Genomic DNA, 25,088 nt, shown 5'->3' with positions numbered 1-25,088 from the left:
CTCCGATCGACGTCAATGCACGTGCTGAGCGATGGTGCGGGCGCAGTCCAACGATTCGGCGTGTGTGGTATCAACCTCGACGTCGTAAGCGACGCCCTTGTGCACGGTTTCAGCCTGTAGCGCGGCCATCCCGGGTGCTCGGTCGCCCCGGGCGAACTCCCGCGCTGCGGCGGCCTCTGGCGCGCAGTGCACACCGACCCACAACACCTCCAGACCGTCGAGGTGGCCGCGGAGGCGCTCCTGCGAGGTCCTGCCGTCGAGGAAGACGTCATCGATGATGATCCGTGCGCCCGCTCGGGCCATGGCGGCGACACCCGTTGTCCAGGCTGTCTCGATTGCTCGCCAGCCCTCGCCGAGGACTACTTCGCCGCCCTGCCCGAAGGAGATACCGGAGCCGGACTCGAGGAGGGCGGGCGGCAGGCGGTCGACCAGGTCGTCGACACCCAAATTGATCCACGGCTGGGGAAGGATCGCCTTGAGACAACGGACAATGCCGGACTTCCCCGAACTTGACCCGCCGTTCACGACGATGACGTCAATGCCCACCAGATGACTCCCCTTTCAGAGACCCGGCAGTTCCACGGTGCAACGAAGACGGCTGAAGTACGGGACGATGGTGTCAGCTCGCACGCGTCAGGGCCCAGACTGCGAGTCCGGCGCTGGCGGGCGCTGCGACGATCATCGTGAGGAGCGCGAGTGTCGGCAGGTTCGGCAGGTCGCGGGCGTGGTCGCGCCAGACGCCCCAGACGAACGCGGTCAGCGCGTACGCGGCGAGCGCCCACCACCACGGTCCGCCGGCCGCTGCCAGGGCCACGCCGGCGCCCGCCTGGCACAGGATCGCGGTCATGGCCAGCGTGCCGACCGGTATGCCGTAGAGGGTCGGCGCCGGGGGTGGGGTGGGCGGTGCGACGGCCGGGGCCAGCCGCTGCAGCGGCGCGGCGTTGCCGTCCGGGTTGTACAGGCCGCCGGTGCGGAACATGGCCCGGCCGACGAGGTGCTGGTGGTCGGCGGCGGTCCGGAACCAGGTCTCAGCGGCCGGGATGCCGTCACGCTCCTCGGTCAGCCGTCCCATCTCCCACATCGACTCGACGTCGCCCCGGTCCGCGGCGGATTGCAGCAGCCGCGCGGCCGAGTCGGTGTCGCCTGCCTGTTTGTGCATCATGGCGTGGCCCCGCATGGCGCGGTGCTCGCCGGCCTCGGAGGCCGCCAGCAGCAGGTTCTGCGTGGGGTACCGGCGCCGCACCACCCGCGAAACGCCCCACAGGATCACCGCCCCGACGGCGCAGCCCTGACCGATGGCGAGCAACCAGCCGACGTCGGCGAGCCGACCCACGATCGCCGGGACCGCCGCCACGGCAAGGAGGATCGCCGCATAGCCACGCCAGACCGCCCGGTCCTGCTGCTGCATCACGCACCCCGTCGGACTCATCGACCAGTGGACATACGTCATCACCGTAGCCGAGCCGCCCGGCCGTGTTGGCCCGATGCCGTTGGAAATGCGGAGCGAAGCCGCGTCGACGCTGTCGGAACGCGCGTCACGCGGCTGAAGACCGCGCCGCCGCTACCCGAATGACTGCTCGGCGAAGCTTGGTCCGCCGCGTTCGGCCAAGGTCAGGATCTGTCGCCCGACGTGCTGTGGCGGTTGGCGCAGATACTGCGTGTACCGGTGCGCGCGGAGGCGTAGGTCGAAGTTCTGGCCCTCGAGGTGCCATTCGTGGTCCGGCTGGCCGTCCGGCGAGGCGAGTCGGTGCAGGTCGGCGATCTCCATCAGGTCGTGCAGCGGTCCGAGTCGGCCCGTGATGTTCCAGGCTTGTTCGAACACGAGGGTCGCCGGCGAGATCCAGAAGCTGAACGGCTGAGCGCTCCCGGCCGGCTCGACCCAGCGCACGATGTAGTCGAGATCCAGTAGCAGCCGAGCGGGCGGGAGCGTTGCGTCGTCGTACTCGCCGACGCTGATGGCGTGCACCCGGCAGTCGTGCCAGCCCATGTGTGCGAAGTCAGCGTCCGTCCAGGTGGCTTTGGACAACCCGGAGCCCTCATGCGGCAGTGTGATCACCGTGCCATCCTCCACGACGGCCGCCGTCCACCGCCCGGCTCCATGGGTCAGCCGCGGTGGGGCTGCCCGCCTGCGGCTTTGACGACCCGGTCGCCCACCTGGAGTTGGCTCCACAGCTTCCGGTCGACCTTGACGTCCAGATGTGTACCGTCGTCGAGCCGGACCTTCAGGCGCCGGTACAGGTTGGAGCCGTCGAACAGCGCCCGCGACTTCTTCGCGACGGTCCCGCTCCACGCGTTTTCGTTCGTGGTCATCGAATCCCCCTGGTGAACGGCTGTGATGATGCACTAACCGTACGAATCCGCGGGATCGGGGACGTCCGTCGCGAGACGGGTCTTGCGCCTACGACTTGAGGATGAGTGCAGGCGGTGGCCCGGGTAGGGTACGGCGGCATGGGGGATGCGTTCGCCGTGCGGTTCTCGCGGCGCTGGCGGGCCGTCGCCGCCGTGGGGGCCGTCGTCGTGTCGGTGCCGCTGCTCGCGCCCGCGCCGCTGGTCGTGACGGGGGCCGCCGGGCGGGTTGTGGCGGTGCTGCTGGTGCTGGCGCAGGCCGCCGGGTTCTGGTGGCTCGGGGTCCGGCACCGGCTCGGGATTGTCGTCGTGCTCGTGGCCGCCGCCGGGCTGCAGGTGCTGTATCCGGGCGTGGGGCCGGGTCTCGTGTTCGTCGTGGTGTGCACGTACGCGTGGCTGCGGCCCGCCGCCGAGACGCTCTGGGGGCTGGGTCTCGCGGCGTTCGCCGCCTGCGGACCGGCCGTTGTCCGCGGGCATTGGGCGATGGCCGGGCTGTGGCTCGGCGGGGTCGTGCTCGCCTGGAGCTGGGGCGCGCTGGTGCGGGCCCGCGGTGCGCGGCGGCTGGCCGAGCAGCGGCAGGCTGTGCTGGAGGAGCGCGCCCGGATCGCGCGTGAGCTGCACGACGTGCTGTCCCACACCGTGTCGGTCATGGTCGTGCAGGCGGCCGCGGCCGACGACGTGTTCGACGTCGACCCGGCGCGGGCCCGTGAGGCCCTGCGGCGCACCGAGCAGGCCGGGCGGGAGGCTCTTGCTGAGCTGCGCTGGTTCCTGCGCACCGTGCGGGCCGACGATGAGGGCGACACCGGGACGCAGGCGGCGCCGCAGCCCGGCCTCGATGATGTCGAGCGGCTCGCCGAGACGGTGAGCGCCGCCGGGCTGCCCGTGACGGTACGCCGGGAGGGCACCGACGCCGGGCACGTGCCGCTGGCCGTGCAGCTGTCGGCGTACCGGATCATCCAGGAGGCCCTCACCAACGCGCTTCGGCACGCCGGCGCGGGCAGGGCCGAGGTGGTGATCCGCAGCGGACCCGCCGAGGTGTCCGTCGAAGTCCGCGACGACGGCCGTGGCGGCGCCGGAACCGACAAAACGCGCGTTGGAACCGACAAAACGCGCGTTGGAACCGACAACGCGCGCGCCGGAGCAGACAGGGCGCGGGCCGGAACCGACAAGGCACACGCCGGAACCGGACGGGGCATCGCCGGCATGCGGGAGCGCGCCGCGCTGCTCGGCGGCACGTTGCGGGCCGGACCGGCGCCCGGCGGCGGGTTCGAGGTGGCGGCACGACTGCCGACGCGGGAGCAAACCCCATGAGCGATGACGCGGAAGCAAACCCGACGAGCGATGACGCGGAAGCAACCCGATGAGCGCAGCGCGGACGATGACGGCACCCAAACCGGACGATGACGAGGGAACACACCCGATGAGCGCGGCGGAGGTGACGACGTGACGATCAAGGTGCTGATCGCCGACGACCAGGCGCTCGTGCGCTCCGGCTTCCGGATGATCCTCGAGGCCCGTGACGACCTCGAGGTGGTCGGTGAGGCCTTCGACGGCGCGCACGCGATCCGGCTGGTCGAGCAGACCCGGCCCGACGTGGTGCTCATGGACGTGCGGATGCCGGGTCTCGACGGCGTCGCCGCCACCGCGCAGCTGACCGGGCGGCCCGGCGCCCCACGGGTCATCATCCTCACCACGTACGACCTCGACGAGGCCCTGTACGCGGCGCTGCGGGCCGGCGCCAGCGGCTTCCTGCTCAAGGACGTCCGCCCCGCCGATCTGGTCGAGGCGATCCGGATCGTGGCCCGCGGCGACGCCCTGCTGGCGCCGAGCGCGACCAGGCGGCTGCTGGACCGGTTCGCGGCCATCGACGCGACGCCGCCGGCCGCGCACGGTGCCCTGGAGCAGCTCACCGAGCGGGAGCGGGAGGTGCTGATGCTGCTGGCCCGGGGCGCCGCCAACGCCGAGATCGCCGAACGGCTGGTCGTGACCGAGGCGACGGTCAAGACCCACGTGTCGTCGATCCTTCGCAAGCTCGGCGTCCGCGACCGGGTCCAGGCCGTGGTGCTCGCCTACGACCTCGGTCTGGTCCGGCCCCGGCCGTCATCCTGAAGTCGTAGGCGCGGGACCAGCCGCCGGTCGGACGTGCGCTCGCCGCCGCGTTCCTAGCGTCGATGTCATGATGACACCGCAGCAACGCCGGGCCGTTCGCGTCGTCGTCGGTCTGCTCGTCGCCGGTCTCGCCCTCGGCGTGGCCTCCGCGGCGCTGACCCTGGTGCTGCACGGCGACGTGCTGGCGTACCAGCGAAACCGTCACCCGGACGCGGACCCGGAGGCGCTCGCCCGCACCTTGTGGACGCGGCCGATCCCGATCCTCGTCGTCGCCGGGCTGTACGTCTGGGTGGCCCGTCAGCTGCTGGCGGGCGCGTACCGTGCCTACCGCCGGGTCCGCATCGTGTCGGGCCTGGGGTTCGTCGCCGTCGGCTGGCTGTTCGTGTCGGGCGAGTATCCGTGGTGGCTGCGCGTCGTCCAGGGGGTTCAGCTCGCCGTCCTCGCCGCGCTCATCGCCGCCGTCAACCGGCCCGTGGTCCGCGCCGCGTTCCCGCCGGTGCCCGACCCGCGCCCGCGCAACCGTCGCGCCGCGCTGCTGCTGGCCGTCCTCGCACCGGTCGCCGCCGAGGTCACGCTGGGCACGGTGCCGCTGCGGCTGGCCTGGGCCTGGCTGGTCTTCGCCCCGGTCTACGGCGCGGGTGCCCTGTTCGTGCGCGAGGTGGTCCGCCGCACCGGCGGCGGCTACCCGAACCTGCTGCTCATGGGCGTCGCCTACGGTCTGCTGGAGGAGGGGCTGGCCCTGCAGAGCCTGACCAGCCCGCACCTGTACCACGCCGCCGACTGGGCGCCGCGGCTGTTCGGTGTCAACACCGCCTACACGGAGCTGAACCTCGTCTACCACGCGGTCTTCAGCATCGTCGTTCCGATCGCGCTGACCGAGCTGTGCTTCACCCGCCACGGCACGGCGGCGTACCTGCGTCGCGGCGGCGTCATCGCGGCCGGCGTCGTCACCCTGCTCGGCGCCGCGCTGCTGCGGGTTGCGGTGCCGCCCGGCGAGGACCCGGGGTACAATCTGCCGCTGCCCGCCGTCCTGGGCATCGCCGCCGGGATCGCCGTGCTGGTGACGCTCGCCCTGCGGGTGCGGGTCCGCCCGGCACGCCCCGCCGCCCCGCCCCGGCCCACCGTCCTGGGCGTCCTCACGGCGGTGGTGGCGCTGGTGTTCCTTGGCGCGATCTGGCCCTTCGCGGGTGCGCGGCAGCCGCTGTTCACCCACGGCGCCTGGGCGCTGCTGCCGATGGCCGGCGCGGCCGCCGTGGCCGCCGCCACGCTCGTCGCGCTGCGCCGCTGGGGCGTGGACGGCGGCTGGACCTCGCGCCACGTCGTGGCGGCGTGCACCGGGGCGCTCGCCGGGCACACCGTCTTCGGCGTGATCGGCAACGCGGACAGCCCGCTGGACCGCGGGTACCTCATCGTGGTCACGGTGCTCACCGTCGCCGCCGGGGTGGTCGCGGCGAGGCGGCTCCCCGCAGCCGTCAGCTCCGCGCGGTTGTCGGTGCCGGCTGCAGGGCCCATGCAACGGTGATGGTCGCGGTCAGCCGCTGCTGGCCGGGTTCGGTCGGCACCGGTGTGTCGAGGCCGGCTCTGAAGTCCGGTCCGCCCGCGCTCATGTCGCCGGGAACCACCTCGCTCACCATGATGACCCGGCCGAGTGACCTGCCCGCCTCCCGGGCGTACAGCTCGGCCTTGGTCCTGGCGTCGGCGAAGGCCCGCTTGCGCGCCTCGGTGAGCAGTGCCGTGTCGTCCTCGATCGAGTACCACACGCCGTTCAGTCGCGCGGCGTCGCCGCCGGCCGCGATGGCCCCGGACATGAGGGTCCCGGCCCGCGCCAGGTCGTGGATGGTCGCGGTGAGCCCCTGGGCGGCGGTGTATCCGGTGATCTTGCCGTCGTCGGTGCGTTGTGACGTGACGGTGACGTTCGACGTCTGCAGGTCGGCTCTGGTCAGCCCGGCGCTGATCAGTGCGTCGCGCATCCGGGTGGCCGCGGTGTTGGCCCGGTTCAGGGCTTCGTCGACCGCGGCCGCGCTGGTCTCCACGGCGAAGTCGGCGGTGAGCGTGTCGGGTTCGCCGGAGACCTCGCCGGTGCCGGTGACCAGCACGGTGTCCGTGGGTTGCGCGGCGGCCGGGACATCCGCCAGGGCGGGATGAGCGCCGAGGAGCGCCGACGACAGGGCGACGAGGGTGGTCAGCGCTACGAGGACAGGCATGGTGGCACGTGATCGGTACATTCTTCACCTTAGGGTCGTATTACCCCTATTCAAGCCGCCGCAGCCCGAGTTCAGGTCGCATCTCGCGTATTTGACCGCGAAGGCCCGGACCGGCAGTGGCGGTCCGGGCCGGTGCCGCCGGTCAGTGGCAGCCGCCGTTGGCGGTGTGTTCGGTGCTGGTGGTTGGCGCGCAATGGGTGGCCGTGGAGGCGGGGAGGTCGAGCGTGGGGTTGCGGTCGAAGAAGCCGTAGGGCTTGAGCGTGAAGCCGGCGCTGTCGGTGGGCATGACGGGCCAGTCCTCGGTGCGGGGGAAGTGGGTCAGGCCGAAGGTGTGCCAGAGGACCACGTCCTGGCCGTCCAGAGGGCGGTCCGGCCGGACGTAGGTGGGGATGCCGGCGTGGCCGGGGTGCTGGTTGACGAGGTCACCGGCGGGGAAGCGTTCGGCCGGGTCATACCGGGTGACCCAGAGGTGCTTGGTGGCGAACGCCGCGCGGCGGGCGATGGAGGAGCTGGGGTCGGCGAGGAGGATGGGCTGGCCTTGCGGCGTGAGGACGTAGGCGGTGGGCTGGCCGAGGCGGTTGGCGCGGTCGGCGCTCCCGATGCGCCAGACCCGGCCGGCGCCGGGGTTGGCGTCGCGGGCGCTGTCCGCCTCGCTGCTGATGCGGGTGTACGTGCGGCTGAAGGCGTTGCCGTAGGGGTTGTCCGGGCCGATCGGGTCGGGGCGGATGTCGATCTCGTCGACGGTGTTGGCGACGCCGTCGACGGTCATGTCGAGGCGGGCGCAGAACAGGTGCTGGTGGGCGGGGGCGCCGAGGCCGGGGGCGACCTGCGTGGCCCACGGGGTGTCCCGGGTGTACGAGGACGTGAACATGACGCCGGTGGCCTGGGTCTTGAGCTCGATGGTGCCGTCGAGGTACAGGTACCAGTAGAAGCCGTAGTCGTAGTTGCCGACGGTGGCCCAGAACGAGATGACGAGGCGGCGTTGACGGCGGACCTCGCGGGACTCGGTGAACAGGTCGGTGTGCTTCCACAGCACGCCGGCGTCTTCTTCGTGCATGCAGATCGCGTTGGGTCTGGTGTCCGCGTTGCCGTTGCCGTCGGCGAGGTCGGCGTCGAAGTAGTGGATCTCGCCGAGGCAGTCGCAGCCGAGCTCGAGGCTGTTGACCTGGGCGCCCAGCAGGTATTCGCCGGTGTCGAAGTAGTTCTGCCAGTATCTGATCGGTGACGGGTCGGCGTAGGGGACGACCATCTCGGCGACCGAGGCGCGGTAGATGACCGGGCGGCCCTGGATGGCGAGCTGGTGCAGGATGAGGCCCTCGCGGGCGTCGAACCCGACCCGGAACGTCCAGCCTTCCCAGCTGACCACGTTGCCGTCGACGGTGTACGAGGGCCCGGCCGGCTGGGTGATCTCGATCGGTTTGAGGGTCTGGCGGGCCGGGCCGGTGTAGGCGGGGTCGTCGAAGTTGCCCTCTTCGGCCGGGATGGGCAGGTCGGCGGCGTCGATGAGCTTGACGACCTGCCGGGCGGTGAGGTCGACGTGGGCGACGACACCGTCGACGGGGTGCGCCCAGCAGTGGTCGTCGTCACGGTTCGCGACGAAGGACAACACCCGCAGCAGCCGGCGGCCTTCCTCACCGGGCAGGTCGAACACTCCGGCGGACAGCGGGCAGGGACGCAACAGGCTGAGGTCGGTCAGGCCCCGTCTCGCCATCGCGGCGACCCAGCCCGGGTCGGCCTTGACGATCTCGTCGACGGCGATGAACTCCTCGAGCAGGATCGGCGGCTGTCCGTCGGTGATCGGGTCGATCGGGGTGCGCTGGGTGACGGCGGCGTCGGTGACTGACACCACGACGGTCTCCGCGACGCCGGTCGCGACGTCCAGCAGCACGGCCCGCACGCTCCGCCGTGGGGTGGTGCCGGCGGTGAACGCGAGCACCTCGGCCTTCGCCGGTTCGTCCAGGCCGAGGTACGCGAAGCGGGTGGTCGGGGCGAGCAGCCCGGCCGTGTCGAGGATCGCCCGCGCGGCGACGATCTCGTCGGCGGTGAGCCGGTCGAGGGGGTGGGTCACCGCCGGGGCGGTGGTGGGCGAGGTCGGTGCGGTCGGTGCGGCAGTCATGCTCGGGCCTTCTTCCATGCTGCTGAACGGGGCGCTGCGAGGGGGAGACGGTCACGGCGGACCCGGAGATGTTCCGGGTCCGCCGTCATCGTGGGGTGGTGCATCAGGGTCGGGTCGCGGAAGGAACGGTCACCGCACCGGGGAGGAGTGTTCGGCCGGGCCGGACCCTTGTGGGATCGGGCTGGCCAGGCCGGGCAGTCCGGACAGGCCGGAGAGACCGGACAGACCGGTGGCGCTGCCGCCGCGGCCGATGCCGTCGTACACGTCGCGGCGGGTGCTCTTGACGACGTAGCCCCAGATGAGGCCGATGACCGCGGCGACGATGATGATGCCGGGCAGCACGTAGGTCAGCGCCGACCCGGCCTCGGCCCCCAGGACCGAGTCGGAGTTGACTGCCGTGACGACCAGGATGAAGGCCAGCGCGAGGGTGGCCAGGGCCGGGGCGATGAGCCGCTGCCACAGCGACTCCGGGCCGCCGCCGCGCCGGTTGAAGAAGCCGATGACGGCCACCGACGTGGTGAGCATGAGCAGGATGACGCCCACGGCGGCGACGTAGCTGAGCCACGTGAACAACTCGGCGATCGGGTCACGGTTCAGGACGGCGAACAGGGCGACGATGACAGCTGCCAGCGCGGTCTGCAGCAGGGAGCCGGCGACCGGCGCCGCCGTGCGCCGGCTCGTCTTCGCCGTCCACGCCGGCAGGACCCGCTCGTGGCCCAGGCTGAAGGTGTACCGGGCGACGACCGCGTGGAACGACAGCATCGCCGCGATGATCGAGGTCAGGAACAGGACGTTCGCCGTGGTCGCGAAACCCTCGCCGATGTGCTGGGCGATGACGCTGAAAGGCAGGCCGCCCTCCGGATCCTGGGCGGTCGCGACGACCTGGTCCGGGCCGACGGTGACCGTCATCGCCCACGACGACAAGGCGTAGAGGACCGCGGTGATCGCCACGCCGATGTAGGTGGCGCGGGCAACGGTGCGCTGCGGGTTGCGGGTCTCCTCGCTGTACACCGCGGCGGACTCGATGCCGACGAACGCGGCGATGCCGAACGCGAGGACCCCGCCCAGGCCGGGACCGAAGAGGTTGCCCGGGTCGAGCCCGGCGAACGAGACGGTGTCGCCGGCCGGGTGCCCGAGCGCGGCGGTGTCGAACAGCAGCACCGCGGCGACCTCGGCGATGAGCAGCACGCCGACGACCTTCGCGGAGAGGTCGATGTTGAGCACGCCGAGGACGGCGATGATCGCCCACAGCAGCAGCGACCACACCCACCAGGACCAGGTCAGCCCCCAGTGCGCCGCGGCGAACAGGTTCATCATCGCGCCGAACAGCCCGTAGAGGCCGATCTGGATGGTGTTGTACGCGACGAACGCCACGGCCGAGGCGGATACGCCCCAGGCGCCGGAGAGACCCTGGGCGATGTAGGAGTAGAACGCGCCGGCGTTGTCGATGTAGCGGGTCATCGCGGCGTAGCCGACCACGAACAGCGCCAACGCCACGCCCAGCAACAGGAACGACAGCGGGGTGCCGACGTTGCCGGTCACCGCGAGGGTGACCACCACCCCACCGGCGAGGACGGTCATCGGCGCCGACGCACTGACGACGAAGAACACAAGCTTGCCGGTCCCCAGACTCCGGCCCGCCATCCCGGGTGCATCGGGCAGTTGCCCTTGCATGGTTGTCATTGAGATCCCATCGTCATGATTGTTGACAAGGCACCATAGCCCCGGCTTAGAAGTACTTCAATACCGAATGAACGACGACAGTCGTTAACCGGGAAGAAACATGACCGACGGTAGTGTCCGTCGGTAGGGTATGGCTCAGTTTGAGAACTGGTATGCGATCGGCTACGGTTCGCTGTCGACGTTTCGGGCCCAAATGTTGACCATTCCCGGAATTCAATACCAGTTGGGGAGGCGCGTCGTGCAGCCGCAGAGCCGCCTGCCGCTCGGTGACCAGGTCTGGTTCCTGTTCCACAGCCAGTACAAGCCCGAGACGTTGATCGCCGGGTCCCTGTTCAACGTGGCGCTCGGCGGGGCGTTGATCGCCGAACTGTGGTTCGCCGGCCACGTCGAGATCACCCCCGACGGGGCGCTGGCCCCCTGCCGGACCTCGCCGCTCGCCGACCAGCCCGACTCCTCGGCGGGTCGGCCTCCGCAGGTGTCGCCGACAGCTTTTGAGCAGCACGCATGGCAAGAGCTCAACCGGCGCCCGGCCCTCTACCCGGTCCGGGACTGGATCAATTTCTGGGCCACGCACGGGCCCGACCAGGTCCGGACCCGGATGGAGCAGCGCGGCCTGCTGGAGCGGGTCCGCCGGAACACATACATGCCGACAGATCCACACGTCGCGGCCGGCCCGACCGTCACGCAGCGCTACCTGGTCGAGAACGGCTACCACCAGTTCCGGCCGGGCGACGACGTTCGCCAATACTATGAAACGGCGGTAAATGCCGGTTTCATGCTCGTCACCAACCTTGACCTGGAGATTTCCAGGGACAGCACCGTCCCCGTCGACGAGTTCCGCGCCAGGCTCCAGTTCATGGTGACGAACCTGCAGCCGGAGATGCAGTTCCTCCTGGGCGAGGTCGGCCGCACGCTCAGCGTGCAGGGCCGCCGGCCGTCCCGTCGTTAGCCGGACATCCTGTCCGAAGGCACTCCGGAGAATTTCCGTGACGGGGCAAGGATTATGAAACCCCAATATGCACGTGCACCGGCGTCCTTCGATTCCCGGACGGTCGATATACTTGTCGTCGGCTCACTAAAATAGTGACCGCCGGGTTCAGTGACAAACGGCTCCGGCACGGAAACGATGCCCCGGTCCATCGTGTGATGGTGCCCGCCGCCCGGCCGCGAGGGTTGAACGTCACAGCCCGCTGGCATGGCCAGTCGGAAGGACGATCATTGGTGCCGTGGTAGAAGCGATCGCGGTGCTGGCGGCCGGGTTCTGGGCCGGAATGATCAACGTGGTGGTCGGCTCCGGCACGCTGGTGACGTTTCCGACGTTGCTGCTGTTCGGTTATCCGCCGCTGGTCGCGAACGTCTCCAACAACATCGGCCTGGTCGGCGGCGGGCTCACCGGCACCTTCGGCTACCGGCGTGAGCTGCGCGGGCGTGGCGGTGTGCTGCGCCGCCTGCTGCCCGCGTCACTGCTCGGCGGCATGACCGGCGCGATCCTGCTGCTGGTCCTGCCGGCCGCCGCGTTCCAGCTGATCGTCCCCGGCCTGATCGCGCTCGGCCTGGTCATGGTCGTGTGGGGCCCGGCGCTGCAGCGGCGCATCACCCGCGGACGCGACACCGGCGACGGCCACGGGCACCTCGCAACGCTGACCGGTCCCCGGCTCGCCGGCGTCGTCGCCGGCGTGTACGTGCTCGGCATCTACGGCGGCTATTTCGGCGCCGCCCAGGGCGTCCTGCTCGTCGGCCTGATGAGCGTGCTGACCTCCGACGACATCCAGTCCGTCACGGGCCTGAAGAACCTGCTGACCACAGCCGTGAACGTGGTGGCCGCGGCCATCTTCCTGCTGATCTCCGCCGGGTCCGTCGACTGGAAGGTGGTCGGGCTGATCGCCACCGGAGCGACCCTCGGCGGCGTGGCCGGCGCGCACTTCGGCCGGCGGCTGCCCCCGGTGGCGATGCGCGCGCTGATCGTCGTGGTCGGCGTCGCCGCGATCGCCCGCATGCTCCTCTGACCGCAAACAGCGCCGCACACGGAGAACACCGCACCGCGCCTCTGGTGCGCCAGATCCAGCATCCGGCCCATAGGATCTGGGTGTGCTGTCGGAGCTGTCGTTGGGTATTGAGCCGGCGTTGCTCGTGCGGTCCCCCGAGCAGCTGCGCGTGATCGTTCGTATCGACGGCGTCGACGTCAGCCACACCGACGGCCAGGACGGCCCGGGACCGTGGGACGTGCTGGTGCCGGTGAACCGCTTCGCGGCGACCGATCACGTCACCACCGCGACGGTTGCCTGCTGTCCGAGCTGTGGCCCGGACTGCAGCGCCATCGAAGCGCGCGTCCGCCGCGAGGGCGGCCTGGTGCGCTGGGAGCTGCGGGACCGGCGCGGCGTTCGCCAGGTGGGCGAGTCGCGCACGGTCGTGTTCGATGCCGCGGCCTACGACGCCGAGGTTGCGCGCCTCGAGGTCGACCGCGGCTGGGAGAAGGCGATGCACCGGGCCGGCCGGCTCATCCTCGCCGACCTCGCCCTGCCGCCAGGGATCGAGGGTGTCAGGGTTGGCGTGATCGGTACCGGCGAGCTCGAGGTGTGGCTCGAGGAGCCGGACGAGTATCAGATCTGGGTCCACGCCCCCTGGGATCCGCAGCGACCCGACGAGAGCGCCGCCGTGGTGCGGGCGATGCTTGCCGGACCCGCCGCCGAATGGCCCGCGCAATGGCACAACATCGACGCTGGCTGTGAGGATCCGCCCGCGTACGCCGGGCCGTCCTGGCGGCGTGCGCAGTGGTGAGTGGCCCCAATCGCGGTTGAAGCGGCAGCCCGGCCTCTCGCAGGAGGCCGGGACCGTCGCGGAACGTCAGTCGGCGAGGAACTGCTCCAGCAGGTTGGGAGTGGCGGTGCGGGCGACCCGGATCGCCTCCGCGTCGGGGACGTCGAGGATGGGGTACCCCTGCCGGCCGCCGGCCGTGGTGGCCACCAGTGTGGTCAGGCCGGCTCGACGCTGGAACACCGACATGGTCAGGTTCCAGCCGATGACCGCGTCGGTGCGCAGGACGTAGCGGCGGCGGACCAGGCTGCCGTGCCGGCTGACCAGCCAGCCGGCGGTGAGGGCGTGACCGAGGGACCCGGCCCGGTCCAAGGCCAGGAGCGCGCCGAGTGGCAGCAGCGACACCGCCGTCCAGAACGCCCACCAGGGGGCACCGGCGAGCAGCACGAACGCCAGGACGATCAGGATCAGGATCGTGCTGCCCGTGCCGGCGCGGGTGAACCTGCGCAGGCGGGCCCGGGGACCGTGACGGGTCAGCGGGACGGTCAGCGGGTCCGCGTCGCCGATGACCGTGCCGGCCACGTCCACCGCGACGGCCCGGGGCCCGGGTGGCAGCAGGATCGAGCCGCCGCGCTCGGCGCCCCGGCCGACCCGCAGGCCGGTGGCGATGGCCAGGACCCGGGCGCCGCGCACCGCCCGCAGCAGCAGCGGCTCGCTGAGCTCCACACCGCGCAGCCGGCGCTCCTCGATGGTGGTGTTGCGGGTGGTGAGCAGGCCACGCCGCACGTGCAGGGTGCCGCTGCTGTGCCGGCTCAGCCGGAAGTTCCAGAAGGCCAGCACGTAGCCGGCGGTGGACGCGATCGCGGTGAACCCGGCCACCGCGGCGGTCACGAGGAGGATCGCCACCGGCAGCGGCTGGTTGCGCAGGTAGTCGATCGAGTCGTGCACGAAGCCGATCTTCGTGAGGTCGACGTGGCCCTCGTTGACCAGGCGGGACCCGATGCCGACCAGCACACCGATCGTGACCAGGCCGGACAGCGTGAACGGGCCGTACCGGATCCAGGCCGGGCGCAGGGCCGCCAGCAAGGTCTCGGAGACGGGCTGCGACGGCGCCGACTCGACGCCGGGCATGGGCCGGTGCAGCAGCTCGCGGTGCAGGTTCTCGGCGGCGGCGGCGCTGAGCCCGTCGAGCTTCACGCCGTCGTTCTTCTTGTCGGTCTTGCCGGTGCCGACGGTGACCCGGGCCAGGCCGAAGATCCGGTGCAGCACGTGCGACGTGACGTCCACGGTGCGGATCCTGTCCCGCGGCACGGTCAGTGTCCGGCGGCGGAGCAGGCCCCGGCGCACCTGCACCGAGTCCGGGGTGATCCGGAACGAGGTGGTGAAGTAGCGCAGGAAGCCGATCACGATGCCGATGCCGCCGATGCCCAGCGCCCACCAGCCGCCTTCGCCGCCGGCCCCGCTGCGCAGCCCGACCACCACCGCGACCAGCGGGAAGATCAGCCGTCGCAGCTCCATTACCGGGTGCACCGCCAGCATCCGCGGGCTCAGCCGGCGCCAGCGCTCCTCGACGTCCGCGTCTGCCACCAGAGGAGCGGTGGTCACGTCGCGTCCCCGGTGCTCTGGCCGACCCGGGCGGTCAGGTCGGCGACCAGCTGGTCGGCGACCTTCGCGGCCAGGCCTTCGATCTTGAGGGGACCGGCCGCCGACGCGGTGGTCACGGTCACGTTCGCCAGCTTGAACAGCTGCTCGATCGGCCCGCGTTCGCTGTCCACGGTCTGCACACGGGAGATCGGCGCGATCCGCCGTTCCTGGCTGAGCCAGCCCGTCTGGGTGTACACTGCGGTGTCGGTGGCCTCCCAGCGGTGCACCCGGTAGCGCCACTGCGGCATCACCAGCAGGTGCGCGGCGGCCAGCACCAGCCATACCGCGCCGACGACCAGGTGGGGGAGGCGCGAGCCGTCGCCGTCGATGAACCACCAGGCCGCCTGCGGCGCGAGCAGCACGACCCACAGCACTGCGGCCCTCGCCGCCCAGTACCACAGGGCGCGGGGGCTGGCCCTGTGCAGGGGAGGCCGGAGCCGCACCACATCTGCCGTCATTGTCATGCCTTTCACCTTCGCATCCGGACCCCGATCATCATCGGCCCGTTCGTCGTGGGATCAGCAGTACAAATGTCATAGGTGCAGCCGCGCGGCCCGGGACTCCAGGTAACGCTGCTCCGGCCGGCTGAGCGTGCGCCGGGCCGCCAGCCGGTACTGCTCCCGCGCCCCGGCCTGGTCGCCGGCCAGCTCCAGCAGGTGGGCCCGCACCGCCGCGGTCCGGTGGTGCCGGGCCAGCACCGGGTCCCCGGCGACCTGGTCCAGCGCGGCGAGCCCGGCCTCCGGGCCGTCGACCATGGCCCGGGCGACGATCCGGTTCAGCGTGACCATCGGGCTCGGGGCGAGGGCGTGCAGCATCCCGTACAGGGCGAGGATCTGCGGCCAGTCGGTGTCCTCGGCGCGTGCGGCCTCGTCGTGCACCGCCGCGATCGCGGCCTGCAGCTGGAACGGGCCGATCGGGGCGTGCGCCAGCGCGTGGGTGATGATCGCGACGCCCTCGGCGATCGCGGCCGCGTCCCAGCGGTCCCGGTCCTGCTCGGCGAGCGGGACCAGGGTGCCGTCCGGCCCGGTCCGCGAGGGCCGGCGCGCGTCGGTGAGCAGCATCAACGCGAGCAGTCCGGCCACCTCACCGTCGTGCGGCAGGCGCCGGTGCAGCTGCCGGGTCAGCCGGATCGCCTCCCGGGTCAGCTCCACCCGGTTCAGCGTGTCGCCGGAGCTGGCCGTGTAGCCCTCGTTGAAGATGAGGTACAGCACGTGCCGGACCGCGGTGAGTCGCTCGCCGAGCTCGTCCGGCGCGGGCAGTTCGAACCGGGTGCCGGTGTCGCGGATCCGCTGCTTGGCCCGGCTGATCCGCTGGCCGACGGTGGCCTCCGGCAGCAGCAGTGCCCGGGCGATCTCCGCGGTGCTGAGCCCGCCGACCGCTCGCAGGGTGAGCGTGATCTGTGCCGGCACGCTCAGCGCGGCGTGGCAGCACAGCAGCAGCAACGCCAGCTCGTCGTCGCCGCGGACCTCCGGCGCGGGCTCGTGCTGGATCGCCTCCTCGCGGCGCCGGCGGGCCGTCTCGTTGCGCAGCAGCTCCACCCGCCGGCGACCGGCCACGGTGATCAGCCAGTTCCGCGGGTGCTCCGGGACGCCGGTTTCCGGCCACTGCCGGGCGGCGGTGATCAGCGCCTCCTGCACCGCGTCCTCGCAGGCCTCGAAGTCGCCGTAACGGCGCACCACGGCGGCCAGGACCCGCGGCGCGCACTCGCGCAGCAGGTCCGGCAGCCCGGTCATACCTCCCACGTGCTCAGATCAAGGATCGGGCGCACCTCGACCCGGGTGAGCGCGGCGTCCGGCGCCTTCGCGGCCCACGCGACCGCCTCGTCGAGATCCGCGACGTCGATCAGGTAGAAGCCGGCCAGGTGCTCCTTGACCTCGGCGTACGGCCCGTCCGACGTGATCGTCTTGCCGTCGCGCACCGAGACCTGGGTGGCCAGGGCCGGGTCGCCGAGGCCTTCGCTGACGACGAGCACGCCGGCCTCCCGCATCTCGTCGGAGAGCCGGACGTGACCAATGCCGAAGTCGGTCTGCTGCTGCTCGGTCAGGGTCTCCCAGACGGCGAGGGACTGCGGGTTGGACTGGATCAGGATCAGGTACTTCATGACTGCTCTCCATTCTCTCTTGCCGGGATGTCGAAACCGGCCGGCCCAGCTTCGACATCCCAGGCAAAGAGAAGGGAAGGAAATGTCATGGAGGAGATCCGGGAAGTCATCGAGGGCAAGGCCGCGCTGCTGCAGGAAGGTGACGCCAAGGCCATCCTGTCGCACTACGCGCCCGGCTACGTCGAGTTCAGCCTCGCTCCGCCGCTGCGCCAGCCCGTCGACGGGCAGACCCCGGCAGCGCTGGACGCCTGGATGGCCGGCTTCGAGGCGCCGCCGCGCCGCGAGGTCACCCAGCTGGAGATCACCGCGGACGGCGACGTGGCATTCGCGACCAGCCTCGACCGCCTGACCGCCGTGCCGCGCGGCTCCACGGAGGGCTTCACCCTGTGGTTCCGGGTGACGCTGGGCCTGCGCCGCGTCGACGGCCGCTGGCTGGTGACGCACGAGCACGAGTCGGTGCCCTTCGAGATGGACGGCTCGTTCCGCGCCTCGACCGGCCTGACCCCGACCGGCTGAGCCAGGGGTCTCAGCCCGCGGCGAGCAGGTCGCGGACGACCTGCGCGCTCGCGGGCGTGCCCGCAGCCACACCGTGGGCGCCGTACGGGCGCACGGTGAGCCCTTCACCACGTGAGCCTCCGGGAGATTCCGGGCGTAGCCATGCTGATCAGCGCTTTCAACCTCGTGGTTGACGGCCTGGTGTCGGCGGGCTATCGTCCGTTTCAACCAATGGGTTGAAACGAGGTACTTGATGGTTGCGGACACGCTGTCCCGGGTCTTCGCCGCACTCGCGGACCCGACCCGGCGGGACATGGTGGCGCGGCTCGCCGGCGGCGACGCGACCGTGAACCAGCTCGCCGAGCCCTACGAGATGACGCTGCAGGCGGTGTACAAGCACCTGCGCGTGCTCGAGGACGCGGGGCTGGTGAGCCGGCCACCGGCGCCGCAGCCGCGGCCGGTGCGCCTGGAGACGGAGGTGTTCGACCTGATGGACCAGTGGATCGAGCGATACCGCCGCCAGGCCGAGGCCCGCTACCGCCGCCTCGACGCGGTGCTGGCCGAGATGAACGAAGCGACCACGAACGAAGCGACGCCGAACGACACCGACGAACAGGACGGAAGCACGGCATGACCACCATTGCCGAGACAACGATCGAGGCCGACCCGACGGTGCCGGTCATCCGGATCACCCGAGACTTCGCGGCCACACCCGAGCAGCTGCTGCGCGCCCACACCGACCCGAAGCTGTTCGTGCAGTGGATCGGGCCGGCCGACACCCGGGCCCGCATCGAGCACTGGGACGCGCGCAGCGGCGGCAGCTGGCGGTACGCGTCGGAAGGAAACGGCGAGGTGTACGCCTTCCGCGGCTGCTTCCACGACGTCGGCCCCGACCGCATCGTGCAGACGTCCACGTTCGAGGGCAACCCCGAGGCCGTGGCGCTGGAGACGCTGCGGTTCGAAGCCCTCGGCCCCGGTCGCACCCGGCTGCACACACAGTCCCTCGTGGACAGTTTCGAGCGCCGCGACGCGCGGCTGCGCACCGGTATGCGGACCGGCCTGAACGCCGGTTACGCCAAACTCGACCGGATGCTGGCCGATGGCACTGTCTGAGCTTCCCGCCGAGCGGCACCGGGAGATCTGCCGGGAGTTCACGCAACGGGTCCACGGCACCCGGCAGTGGGACGCGCCGTCGCCGGTCGACGGCTGGGTCGCCCGCGATGTCGTGCGGCACCTCATCGACTGGTTCCCCCACTTCCTCGCCGAGGGCACCGGCATCAAGCTGCCACCCGGACCGGCGGTGGACGACGACCCGGTCGCCGCGTGGCTGCACCACTGCGACGCCGTGCAGGCAGTGCTCGACGAGCCGGGTCCCGTCCGGGTGTTCCGTCACCCGTACATCGGCGAGCTCCCGCTGGACCGCGCGATCGACCAGTTCTACGCGACGGACGTCTTCATGCACACCTGGGACCTCGCCCGTGCCACCGGCCAGGACGACCGGCTGGATCCGCAGGAGTGCGCCAACCTGTTCACCGGGATGGAGTCGATGGAGGAGGTCATCCGGTCGTCCGGACAGTACGGTCCCCGCGTCCCGGTCCGCCCCGACGCGGACGCGCAGACGAAGTTGCTGGGGTTCATCGGCCGCGATCCGGCTTGGGGGAGACACTCGTGATGCTCGCGGACCGGAACGCCGTCATCTACGGCGCCGGCGGAGCGGTCGGCTCCGGAACTGCGGGCCACCACGACAGACAGCTGCACGTAGTCGCCCGTCTCGATCGCTCCCATCGGTGCGTCCCGCTCGGCGCGCACGTTCCTCTGCGAGTCCTGCGGACTTCAGCTGGACCGCGACGTGAATGCCGCCAGAGTCATTCTGGCCGCGGTAGAGCGTGACCGTGCTGGTGTTGATGGCGTGAGACATGCAGTCCCCTCCTCCGGGAGTGGGTTTCGTGCGGCCTGAGTCAGAAATCCCCCGGATCCATCCGTGGGGAAGCGTTAACCAGATGTTCCCCAGCTGAAGCGGCGAGGAGCCCGGCATGGCCGCCACCTCCGTCAGTCACCAGATCACCGGCGGTGACACCGGCACCAGACGCCTTGTCACGTGCGGCGTCGTCGCCGGCCCGCTGTTCATCGGTGCATCCCTGATCCAGGCGTTCACCCGCGACGGGTTCTCGCTCAACCGCCACGCCGTCAGCCTGCTGCTGCTCGGCGACAATGGCTGGATCCAGTTCGCCACCTTCGTGGTGACCGGCCTGCTGGCCGTCGCGTTCGCCGCCGGGGTGCGGCGGCTGCGGCACAACACCTGGGCACCGCTGCTCATCGGCACCTACGGCGTGCTGTTCATCGCCGCCGGCTGCTGCAAGCCCGACCCGGCGGACGGCTTCCCGCCCGGCACCCCCGGCGGCGCCGCGGCCACCATGAGCTGGCACGCCGGCCTGCACTCCCTGGCGTTCTTCGGACTGGTCCTCGCGGTGATCGTGGCCTGCTTCGGGTACGCCCGGCAGTTCCGTGCCCGCAACCAGCGGGCCTGGGCACGGTACTGCGCCGCGACCGGACTCGGCACGCCCGTCCTGCTGGTCGCGGGGATGGCCCTGTCGGCCACCGGCAACGGCGGCATCCCGCTGCTCGGCGTGGCGGTCGCCACCTCGGCCTGGCTCACGGCGATGGCGGTGCGCCTGCGCACGCAGGCATGAGCGCCGAGCCGCTGGACGCGACGTTCGCCGCCCTCGCCGATCCGACGCGACGGGCGATGCTGGCCCGGCTGGCGGAGGGCGAGGCCACGATGACGGAGCTCGCCGCGCCGTTCGCCATGAGCCAGCCGGCGATCTCGAAACACCTGAAGGTGCTGGAGCGGGCCGGGCTCATCTCCCGTGGCCGCTCAGCGCAACGGCGGCCGTGCCGGCTCGAGGCCAGCCCGCTGGAGACGGCCATCGGCTGGCTCGAGCAGTACCGCCGCCGCTGAGAACGGCATCACATTGACGTCGTGGCGTCGAGGCGCTCGAAGGGGCCCGGCCCGTCGTGCGGCTTCGGCGGGGCGTCGAGGTGGCGGACGCGCAGGTCGTCCATGAGCTCGTCGAGGAACGCCGGGCCCTCGTCGCGCATGAGCTGCTGCCGGCTGCGCAGCTCGTCGCTGCCGGGCCGCCAGTCGAGGCCCCAGTTGCCGAGGGCGTGGATGATCGGCAGGGTCTGGATGCCGGCCTCGGTGAGGCTGTAGCGGGCGCGCTGGCCGCGGGAGGCGGTGCCGCGGGTGAGGATCCCCGCCTCGACGAGCCGCACGAGGCGGTCGGCGAGGATGTTGGAGGCGATGCCCTCGGCCGACCCGGTGAGCAGCGCCCGGAAGTAGCGGCGGTCGCCGAAGATGACGTCGCGGAGCACGAGGAGCGACCAGCGGTCGCCGAGCACCTCGACAGCGGCGTTGATCGGACACCCGGACCGTGGTTCCACCGTTCCTCCTTGACAGGTACCTCGCCCCCAATATAGTGATTGCAGAACGCAATCACTAGGGGACGGGGGAGATGATGGGCCGCTGCATCTACTCGATGAACGTGTCCCTCGACCTGCGGATCGAGCAGGTACCCGGCGACAACGGCGCCGGCGAGTGGCTGCGCATCGACGAGGAGTTCCACCGCGCGGCCAACGCGCTGGCCCGGGACCTCGCGCTGATGGTCCACGGCCGGGTCTTCTACGAGGTCATGGAGGAGTTCTGGCCGCGGGCGCACGAGGACCCGTCGCTGCCGGACTACATGCATGAGTACGGTGAGATCTGGACCGCCAAGCCCAAGGTGCTCGTCTCCCGCACCCGCCACACCGCCGACCACAACACCCGGGTCATCGGCGGGGACGACGCGATCGATCAGCTCGCCGCCCTGCGGGCCGGGACCGACGGCACCATAAGCGTCGGCGGCGCGGCGCTGGCCACGCAGCTGCTGCGGGCCGGGCTGCTCGACGAGCTGATGCTCTGGACCCACCCGGCCTTCCTCGGCTTCGGCCGGCCGCTGTTCGACGACTACGAGATGCCGATCGACCTCGAGCTGCTCGAGCAGCGATCGTTGCAGCAGGGCGTCACGATGCATCGTTACGCCATCCAGGACGCAAGGGAGACGAACCCGTGCTGACGCAGGTCGCGGACGGTGTGCTGGTCCACGAGAGCGAGTTCGTCCAGAGCAACGCCGTCGTCGTGCAGGGCCGGGCCGGCGTGCTGCTCATCGACCCCGGCGTGCAGGAGCACGAGATGACCTGCCTCGCGAGCGACCTCCGCGAGCTGGGCCGGCCCGTCGTGGCGGGCTTCTCGACCCATCCACACTGGGACCACCTGCTCTGGCACGCCCAGTTCGGCGACGCTCCGCGGTATGGCACGGCCCGCTGCGAGGCCGCCGTCCGCGATGAGCTGTCCGACCCGGACGCGAAGGCCAACATCATCGAGCACCTGGCCGAGACCGGCATCGCCGACACGGTCCCGCTGGACCTGTATGGCCTCATCACCGCCCTGCCCACCGGGACGGCGCTGGTCCCCTGGGACGGCCCGCGGGTCCAGATCATCGAACACCAGGCGCACGCCCCCGGCCACGCCGCGCTGTTCATCGAGGAACGCCGGGTCCTCGTCGCCGGCGACATGCTCTCCGACGTCCTGATCCCGATGCTCGACCTGCACGGCACCGCCGACCCGGTCGAGGGCTACCTCGCCGCGTTGCGGCTGCTGGAAGGCGTGGTGGGCGGCGTCGATGCCGTCGTCCCCGGCCACGGGTCGGTCGGCCTTCAGGTGCAGGCACGGATCGAGCTGGACCGGGCGTACGTGCTCGCCCTGCGCGACGGCCGTACCCCCGAGGACCCGCGGATCGGCCCGTCGGCCAAGCCCGACTGGGAGTGGGTCGGCGACGTGCACAACGGGCAGGCCCACCGCCTCGCCGAACGCATCAACCGCGGCGGTGCGGCAACCGTGACGCGCTGACTTTTTCAGGATGCCACCGTGATCCTTCGCGCCTCGCCAGGCACTGTGGACGTTGTCGAGAGGGCGGCTCGGCGCTTCACCGGCGCTGCTGCCGGCGTTGCCGCGTTCGTGCGATCACCAGAGACCATCGCGTTCGTCGCTGTGGACGCTCGGGAAGTCCAGGGCTGGTGCTGGGGATATCTGCTGGCCAGGCCGGACGGGACCAGCATGCTGTGCCTGCACCACCTTGAAGTCGCCGAGTCCTGCCGGCGCCAGGGCATCGGCCGCGGGCTGCTCCGGTCGTTCATGGAGGCCGGTGTGCGACTCGGCGCCGGCAAGATGTTCCTCACCACGGGCGAAGGCAACCTGGCCGCACGCCGTCTGTACGAGTCGATGGGGGCAGGTCTGGCAACGCAGGGACCGACGGTGAACTACTGGTTCCTTCTGAATGACGCGCGCTCGCCAGGCGTCGGGGTCTGAGCGAGACGTCCGCTGCCGCTGATCGGCGCATGCGATCGGCGGCAGCGGACCAGTCGTCAGGCGGTCGGGACCTGCTGCAGTGCGGCGGCCAGCGACTCGGCGTTCTTCTTGTCCACCCGCGGGAAGGTGAGCGCGACACCGTCGCCCGGGGTGCCGAACGAGAGGCGCAGCAGGCTCACGATGCCCATCTTGACCTCGGCCAGCGAGAGCTGTGCCCGGGGGACCTCGCCCAGGACGTTCTTGCCGGGCCCGCCCATGAACGTCTGCGACAGGAAGATCATGCGGTGGTTGGTGAGCACGACGAACTGCTTGCCGGTCGAGGCCAGCGCCGCGCCCAGCAGCCCGGCGCCCTCCACGACCAGCGCCTGGCTCACGACCGCCCCGAGGCGACCGGCCGAGAACTTCCCGACCATGGCCCGCGTCGCCACGAGCGGCTGCTCGCCGGGCTGCAGCATCGGCGCCACCTGATCGAACGCACGGGTCTGAAGCTTCTCTTGCATTGCATCTCCGTTTCCACGCGGCGGACAGCCGCGACCGCGACGATGCTAATGACTCGGAGGCCGATTGAGATCAGACGATCAGGTGACATCCCGACATGGCTTGTCGATGCCCCTGACCGGCCGGAAGCCGATCAGGGGCATCGGGTCAGCGCATGCGCCGCACCGCGCGAACGCGCACTACGGCAGGTTCCAACGCTGGTTCTGGGTGCCGTCCGACCACCACAGGATGATCGCCGAACCGTTCTCCCGGTGGCCGCCTTCGACGCCGAGCACCCAGCTCGAGGAGGTGTAGTAGCCGGCCAGGCTGCCGATCAGCTCGTTGCCGTCGGCGTCCGGAAGGAACGGCCGCCAGAACTGGCCGGGGCTGTACTCCTCGCAGTTGAAGCCGAGCGCGCGAGTTCCGGCGTAGGTGTTGTTGCCCTCCAGTGCCAGGCACTTGCCGTCGCCGTTCCTCAGCGAGTACCAGCAGTAGTACGGGTAGGAGCTCCCGCAGTAATGAGGCTGATCCGTCGCGAAGTGCCAGAACTGGTCGGAGTTGCCGGAGCAGGTCCAGACTCCGGCCCTGCCCGCGGCGATACCGATGCACCTGGCCGAATCCGCGTTCTTGATGGGTCCGGCGATGATGACCGCCGTCGTGCCGACGCCACTGGCGGCGGCGCCGGCCGGCGGGTCGACCTTGTAGAGCCCGGCCGGCATCTGCGCCGCCGCCGCAGCGGCGGGCCCGGCCGGCGCGGCGACCGCCTGCGGCGCGACGAACAGTGCGGCGACCGTCGCGACCGTTGCGACCACGGCCATCGGCACGACGCGCCAGACGCGTCGCCTTGCCGTCAACTCTGGCATGGAGCACCTCCCCGTCTTGAGGGACCACGTGACGCGGCCCCGACGGTGCCATCGTTCGGGCTCCATATATTTTCCGGATACGCGTCGCGTACGGCCGGGGCCAACCACCGGCTCGAACTTGACGATGTTCCCTTGACGCGGGCGGGAAGGCTCAGTAATCATTGAGTCAATGAGCACTGAGTCTTCGTCGGTGGAGCGGCGCGCCCGGATTCACGCCGCCCTCGGTGACCCGGCACGCCTGGCCATCGTCGACACGCTCACACTCGGCGATGCGTCACCGGGCGAGATCGCCCGCGCGCTCGATCTGCCCACGAACCTCGTCGCCCACCACGTCAAGGTCCTCGACGAGGCCGGTCTGCTGGTCCGGTCCCGATCCGAGGGCGACCGGCGCCGCACGTATCTCCGCCTCGAGCCCGGAGCACTCGCCTCCCTCGCGTCGCCCGTCCTGACCGACGTGTCGCGGGTGGTCTTCGTGTGCACGCACAACTCCGCCCGCTCCCAGCTCGCCGCGGCGCTCTGGACGCACAGGGCCGTGATCCCAGGCGCGTCGGCCGGCACCCACCCGGTGGCGCGGGTCAACCCCCGCGCCGTCGCCGTGGCCCGCCGGCACGGGCTGGTCATCGACGCCACCGGCACCGCGCACGTCGCCGACGTCGTCCACGACACCGATCTGGTCGTCGCCGTCTGCGACAACGCCCACGAGGACCTCACCCAGGGCGTGCGACCGCGGCTGCACTGGTCCGTCCCGGCGCCCGCGGACACCGACGCCGCGTTCGAGGCGACGTTCGCCGACCTCGCCGCCCGCATCGACCGCCTCGCCCCGGCCCTCGAGCCCGGACCACGTCGTGACTGACGCCGCTCCCGCCGTAGCGACGAGCAGCGCCAGGAGCAC

General features: G+C 71.1%; 30 protein-coding genes and 1 pseudogene. 17 read left to right on the top strand and 14 right to left on the bottom strand.

The window, feature by feature from the left end; translation table 11 throughout:
* Positions 1-12 precede the first annotated feature (12 nt).
* From cpt to Dsi01nite_RS08915, 4 genes are all read right to left on the bottom strand, one after another.
* On the bottom strand, positions 13-546 hold the full coding sequence (cpt, locus tag Dsi01nite_RS08930) for a chloramphenicol phosphotransferase CPT (protein WP_203845577.1): 534 nt from the start codon (positions 544-546) through the stop codon (positions 13-15).
* A gap of 73 nt (positions 547-619) precedes the next feature.
* Positions 620-1,408 carry an SEL1-like repeat protein gene (locus Dsi01nite_RS08925; RefSeq protein WP_203845576.1) on the bottom strand — a complete coding sequence of 263 codons (789 nt, stop codon included), beginning with the start codon at positions 1,406-1,408 and terminating at the stop codon, positions 620-622.
* Between the two features lie 153 nt (positions 1,409-1,561).
* Positions 1,562-2,056: a hypothetical protein gene (locus tag Dsi01nite_RS08920; protein WP_203845575.1), complete on the bottom strand. Its 495-nt coding sequence runs from the start codon at positions 2,054-2,056 to the stop codon at positions 1,562-1,564.
* A 47-nt stretch (positions 2,057-2,103) separates the two neighbouring features.
* Positions 2,104-2,310, bottom strand: coding sequence for a DUF7489 domain-containing protein (locus Dsi01nite_RS08915; protein ID WP_203845574.1), 207 nt, complete (start codon positions 2,308-2,310; stop codon positions 2,104-2,106).
* 138 nt (positions 2,311-2,448) lie between these two features.
* Here Dsi01nite_RS08915 and Dsi01nite_RS08910 point away from each other — a divergent pair, with 138 nt between their 5' ends.
* The 3 genes from Dsi01nite_RS08910 (at position 2,449) to Dsi01nite_RS08900 (ending at position 5,977) form a co-directional block, all read left to right on the top strand.
* Positions 2,449-3,657 carry a sensor histidine kinase gene (locus tag Dsi01nite_RS08910; RefSeq protein ID WP_203845573.1) on the top strand — a complete coding sequence of 403 codons (1,209 nt, stop codon included), beginning with the start codon at positions 2,449-2,451 and terminating at the stop codon, positions 3,655-3,657.
* Between the two features lie 132 nt (positions 3,658-3,789).
* The gene (locus Dsi01nite_RS08905; protein WP_203845572.1) at positions 3,790-4,455 is read left to right on the top strand and encodes a response regulator; all 666 of its coding nucleotides are present in this window, start codon (positions 3,790-3,792) and stop codon (positions 4,453-4,455) included.
* 67 nt (positions 4,456-4,522) lie between these two features.
* Entirely contained in the window at positions 4,523-5,977 is a 1,455-nt protein-coding gene (locus tag Dsi01nite_RS08900; RefSeq protein WP_203845571.1) for an AF_0692 family protein, read from the top strand.
* Here Dsi01nite_RS08900 and Dsi01nite_RS08895 read toward each other — a convergent pair.
* From Dsi01nite_RS08895 to Dsi01nite_RS08885, 3 genes are all read right to left on the bottom strand, one after another.
* On the bottom strand, positions 5,928-6,659 hold the full coding sequence (locus Dsi01nite_RS08895) for an SIMPL domain-containing protein (protein ID WP_239135784.1): 732 nt from the start codon (positions 6,657-6,659) through the stop codon (positions 5,928-5,930). The two genes, Dsi01nite_RS08900 and Dsi01nite_RS08895, sit on opposite strands and share 50 nt — an antisense overlap.
* A gap of 142 nt (positions 6,660-6,801) precedes the next feature.
* On the bottom strand, positions 6,802-8,775 hold the full coding sequence (locus Dsi01nite_RS08890) for a primary-amine oxidase (RefSeq protein WP_203845569.1): 1,974 nt from the start codon (positions 8,773-8,775) through the stop codon (positions 6,802-6,804).
* A 129-nt stretch (positions 8,776-8,904) separates the two neighbouring features.
* Positions 8,905-10,419: an APC family permease gene (locus Dsi01nite_RS08885; RefSeq protein ID WP_203845568.1), complete on the bottom strand. Its 1,515-nt coding sequence runs from the start codon at positions 10,417-10,419 to the stop codon at positions 8,905-8,907.
* 169 nt (positions 10,420-10,588) lie between these two features.
* On the opposite strand from Dsi01nite_RS08885, the gene Dsi01nite_RS08880 reads away from it, so the two are divergent.
* The 3 genes from Dsi01nite_RS08880 to Dsi01nite_RS08870 all read left to right on the top strand — a co-directional run bounded on the left by Dsi01nite_RS08880 (position 10,589) and on the right by Dsi01nite_RS08870 (position 13,236).
* A complete protein-coding gene (locus tag Dsi01nite_RS08880) occupies positions 10,589-11,407 on the top strand; it encodes a GPP34 family phosphoprotein (RefSeq protein ID WP_203845567.1) in 819 nt (272 codons plus the stop codon).
* 277 nt (positions 11,408-11,684) lie between these two features.
* Positions 11,685-12,464 carry a sulfite exporter TauE/SafE family protein gene (locus tag Dsi01nite_RS08875; RefSeq protein ID WP_203845566.1) on the top strand — a complete coding sequence of 260 codons (780 nt, stop codon included), beginning with the start codon at positions 11,685-11,687 and terminating at the stop codon, positions 12,462-12,464.
* A gap of 82 nt (positions 12,465-12,546) precedes the next feature.
* Positions 12,547-13,236, top strand: a complete 690-nt coding sequence (locus Dsi01nite_RS08870) for a hypothetical protein (protein ID WP_203845565.1) — start codon at positions 12,547-12,549, stop codon at positions 13,234-13,236.
* Positions 13,237-13,302: 66 nt separating this feature from the next.
* Here the strand turns inward: Dsi01nite_RS08870 and Dsi01nite_RS08865 are convergent, their stop codons facing one another.
* From Dsi01nite_RS08865 to Dsi01nite_RS08850, 4 genes are all read right to left on the bottom strand, one after another.
* Positions 13,303-14,817 carry a PH domain-containing protein gene (locus tag Dsi01nite_RS08865; RefSeq protein ID WP_203845564.1) on the bottom strand — a complete coding sequence of 505 codons (1,515 nt, stop codon included), beginning with the start codon at positions 14,815-14,817 and terminating at the stop codon, positions 13,303-13,305.
* Entirely contained in the window at positions 14,814-15,320 is a 507-nt protein-coding gene (locus tag Dsi01nite_RS08860; RefSeq protein WP_239135783.1) for a PH domain-containing protein, read from the bottom strand. The genes Dsi01nite_RS08865 and Dsi01nite_RS08860 overlap by 4 nt, the downstream gene beginning before the upstream one ends.
* Before the next feature lie 69 nt (positions 15,321-15,389).
* Positions 15,390-16,589, bottom strand: a complete 1,200-nt coding sequence (locus tag Dsi01nite_RS08855) for an RNA polymerase sigma factor (protein ID WP_203845563.1) — start codon at positions 16,587-16,589, stop codon at positions 15,390-15,392.
* The gene (locus tag Dsi01nite_RS08850) at positions 16,586-16,957 is read right to left on the bottom strand and encodes a YciI family protein (protein WP_203845562.1); all 372 of its coding nucleotides are present in this window, start codon (positions 16,955-16,957) and stop codon (positions 16,586-16,588) included. Before Dsi01nite_RS08850 ends, Dsi01nite_RS08855 begins: the two co-directional genes overlap by 4 nt.
* Positions 16,958-17,044: 87 nt before the next feature.
* On the opposite strand from Dsi01nite_RS08850, the gene Dsi01nite_RS08845 reads away from it, so the two are divergent.
* From Dsi01nite_RS08845 to Dsi01nite_RS08815, 7 genes and pseudogenes are all read left to right on the top strand, one after another.
* Complete coding sequence (locus tag Dsi01nite_RS08845; RefSeq protein ID WP_203845561.1) at positions 17,045-17,473, top strand: YybH family protein; 429 nt, start codon at positions 17,045-17,047, stop codon at positions 17,471-17,473.
* A 232-nt stretch (positions 17,474-17,705) separates the two neighbouring features.
* A complete protein-coding gene (locus Dsi01nite_RS08840) occupies positions 17,706-18,086 on the top strand; it encodes an ArsR/SmtB family transcription factor (RefSeq protein WP_203845560.1) in 381 nt (126 codons plus the stop codon).
* Positions 18,083-18,565, top strand: a complete 483-nt coding sequence (locus Dsi01nite_RS08835; protein ID WP_239135782.1) for an SRPBCC domain-containing protein — start codon at positions 18,083-18,085, stop codon at positions 18,563-18,565. The genes Dsi01nite_RS08840 and Dsi01nite_RS08835 overlap by 4 nt, the downstream gene beginning before the upstream one ends.
* Positions 18,552-19,124 carry a TIGR03086 family metal-binding protein gene (locus Dsi01nite_RS08830; RefSeq protein ID WP_203845559.1) on the top strand — a complete coding sequence of 191 codons (573 nt, stop codon included), beginning with the start codon at positions 18,552-18,554 and terminating at the stop codon, positions 19,122-19,124. Before Dsi01nite_RS08835 ends, Dsi01nite_RS08830 begins: the two co-directional genes overlap by 14 nt.
* A 102-nt stretch (positions 19,125-19,226) precedes the next feature.
* Positions 19,227-19,409, top strand: a complete 183-nt coding sequence (locus tag Dsi01nite_RS58860) for a zinc ribbon domain-containing protein (RefSeq protein ID WP_203845661.1) — start codon at positions 19,227-19,229, stop codon at positions 19,407-19,409.
* Positions 19,410-19,485: 76 nt separating this feature from the next.
* Positions 19,486-20,142: a DUF998 domain-containing protein gene (locus Dsi01nite_RS08820; protein WP_203845558.1), complete on the top strand. Its 657-nt coding sequence runs from the start codon at positions 19,486-19,488 to the stop codon at positions 20,140-20,142.
* A pseudogene (locus tag Dsi01nite_RS08815) lies at positions 20,139-20,402 on the top strand (ArsR/SmtB family transcription factor); the annotation flags it as partial. The gene Dsi01nite_RS08820 and the pseudogene Dsi01nite_RS08815, both read left to right, overlap by 4 nt.
* Positions 20,403-20,419: 17 nt before the next feature.
* On the opposite strand, the gene Dsi01nite_RS08810 reads toward Dsi01nite_RS08815, so the two are convergent.
* Positions 20,420-20,893: a winged helix-turn-helix transcriptional regulator gene (locus Dsi01nite_RS08810; protein ID WP_203845556.1), complete on the bottom strand. Its 474-nt coding sequence runs from the start codon at positions 20,891-20,893 to the stop codon at positions 20,420-20,422.
* Between the two features lie 71 nt (positions 20,894-20,964).
* On the opposite strand from Dsi01nite_RS08810, the gene Dsi01nite_RS08805 reads away from it, so the two are divergent.
* The 3 genes from Dsi01nite_RS08805 to Dsi01nite_RS08795 are packed head-to-tail and all read left to right on the top strand — an operon-like array spanning position 20,965 to position 22,856.
* Positions 20,965-21,564, top strand: a complete 600-nt coding sequence (locus tag Dsi01nite_RS08805) for a dihydrofolate reductase family protein (protein WP_203845555.1) — start codon at positions 20,965-20,967, stop codon at positions 21,562-21,564.
* On the top strand, positions 21,558-22,397 hold the full coding sequence (locus tag Dsi01nite_RS08800) for an MBL fold metallo-hydrolase (RefSeq protein ID WP_203845554.1): 840 nt from the start codon (positions 21,558-21,560) through the stop codon (positions 22,395-22,397). Before Dsi01nite_RS08805 ends, Dsi01nite_RS08800 begins: the two co-directional genes overlap by 7 nt.
* An 18-nt stretch (positions 22,398-22,415) precedes the next feature.
* Positions 22,416-22,856 carry a GNAT family N-acetyltransferase gene (locus Dsi01nite_RS08795; protein WP_203845553.1) on the top strand — a complete coding sequence of 147 codons (441 nt, stop codon included), beginning with the start codon at positions 22,416-22,418 and terminating at the stop codon, positions 22,854-22,856.
* Between the two features lie 56 nt (positions 22,857-22,912).
* Here Dsi01nite_RS08795 and Dsi01nite_RS08790 read toward each other — a convergent pair whose 3' ends face one another.
* Positions 22,913-23,356: a hypothetical protein gene (locus Dsi01nite_RS08790; protein ID WP_203845552.1), complete on the bottom strand. Its 444-nt coding sequence runs from the start codon at positions 23,354-23,356 to the stop codon at positions 22,913-22,915.
* Positions 23,357-23,533: 177 nt separating this feature from the next.
* Positions 23,534-24,196 carry an RICIN domain-containing protein gene (locus tag Dsi01nite_RS08785; protein ID WP_203845551.1) on the bottom strand — a complete coding sequence of 221 codons (663 nt, stop codon included), beginning with the start codon at positions 24,194-24,196 and terminating at the stop codon, positions 23,534-23,536.
* Between the two features lie 169 nt (positions 24,197-24,365).
* On the opposite strand from Dsi01nite_RS08785, the gene Dsi01nite_RS08780 reads away from it, so the two are divergent.
* A complete protein-coding gene (locus tag Dsi01nite_RS08780) occupies positions 24,366-25,049 on the top strand; it encodes an arsenate reductase/protein-tyrosine-phosphatase family protein (RefSeq protein ID WP_203845550.1) in 684 nt (227 codons plus the stop codon).
* The last annotated feature ends 39 nt before the right edge of the window (positions 25,050-25,088 follow it).

The sequence above is a fragment of the Dactylosporangium siamense genome (assembly GCF_016862795.1).
Classification (GTDB): domain Bacteria; phylum Actinomycetota; class Actinomycetes; order Mycobacteriales; family Micromonosporaceae; genus Dactylosporangium; species Dactylosporangium siamense.
The sequence above is the reverse complement of the archived record's forward strand: the minus strand, read 5'-3'. Positions and strand labels throughout refer to the sequence as shown.

Coding starts and splice junctions, on each gene's coding strand:
- Dsi01nite_RS08895 (WP_239135784.1), bottom strand. CDS start 6,659: ATGCCTGTCCTCGTAGCGCTGACCACCCTCGTCGCCCTGTCGTCGGCG.
- Dsi01nite_RS08850 (WP_203845562.1), bottom strand. CDS start 16,957: ATGAAGTACCTGATCCTGATCCAGTCCAACCCGCAGTCCCTCGCCGTC.
- Dsi01nite_RS08855 (WP_203845563.1), bottom strand. CDS start 16,589: ATGACCGGGCTGCCGGACCTGCTGCGCGAGTGCGCGCCGCGGGTCCTG.
- Dsi01nite_RS08885 (WP_203845568.1), bottom strand. CDS start 10,419: ATGGCGGGCCGGAGTCTGGGGACCGGCAAGCTTGTGTTCTTCGTCGTC.
- Dsi01nite_RS08925 (WP_203845576.1), bottom strand. CDS start 1,408: ATGCAGCAGCAGGACCGGGCGGTCTGGCGTGGCTATGCGGCGATCCTC.
- Dsi01nite_RS08830 (WP_203845559.1), top strand. CDS start 18,552: ATGGCACTGTCTGAGCTTCCCGCCGAGCGGCACCGGGAGATCTGCCGG.
- Dsi01nite_RS08900 (WP_203845571.1), top strand. CDS start 4,523: ATGATGACACCGCAGCAACGCCGGGCCGTTCGCGTCGTCGTCGGTCTG.
- Dsi01nite_RS08820 (WP_203845558.1), top strand. CDS start 19,486: ATGGCCGCCACCTCCGTCAGTCACCAGATCACCGGCGGTGACACCGGC.
- Dsi01nite_RS08780 (WP_203845550.1), top strand. CDS start 24,366: ATGAGCACTGAGTCTTCGTCGGTGGAGCGGCGCGCCCGGATTCACGCC.
- Dsi01nite_RS08860 (WP_239135783.1), bottom strand. CDS start 15,320: ATGACAATGACGGCAGATGTGGTGCGGCTCCGGCCTCCCCTGCACAGG.
- Dsi01nite_RS08880 (WP_203845567.1), top strand. CDS start 10,589: ATGGCTCAGTTTGAGAACTGGTATGCGATCGGCTACGGTTCGCTGTCG.
- Dsi01nite_RS08790 (WP_203845552.1), bottom strand. CDS start 23,356: ATGCAAGAGAAGCTTCAGACCCGTGCGTTCGATCAGGTGGCGCCGATG.
- Dsi01nite_RS08890 (WP_203845569.1), bottom strand. CDS start 8,775: ATGACTGCCGCACCGACCGCACCGACCTCGCCCACCACCGCCCCGGCG.
- Dsi01nite_RS08805 (WP_203845555.1), top strand. CDS start 20,965: ATGATGGGCCGCTGCATCTACTCGATGAACGTGTCCCTCGACCTGCGG.
- Dsi01nite_RS08835 (WP_239135782.1), top strand. CDS start 18,083: ATGACCACCATTGCCGAGACAACGATCGAGGCCGACCCGACGGTGCCG.
- Dsi01nite_RS08915 (WP_203845574.1), bottom strand. CDS start 2,310: ATGACCACGAACGAAAACGCGTGGAGCGGGACCGTCGCGAAGAAGTCG.
- Dsi01nite_RS08845 (WP_203845561.1), top strand. CDS start 17,045: ATGGAGGAGATCCGGGAAGTCATCGAGGGCAAGGCCGCGCTGCTGCAG.
- Dsi01nite_RS08910 (WP_203845573.1), top strand. CDS start 2,449: ATGGGGGATGCGTTCGCCGTGCGGTTCTCGCGGCGCTGGCGGGCCGTC.
- Dsi01nite_RS08785 (WP_203845551.1), bottom strand. CDS start 24,196: ATGCCAGAGTTGACGGCAAGGCGACGCGTCTGGCGCGTCGTGCCGATG.
- Dsi01nite_RS08840 (WP_203845560.1), top strand. CDS start 17,706: ATGGTTGCGGACACGCTGTCCCGGGTCTTCGCCGCACTCGCGGACCCG.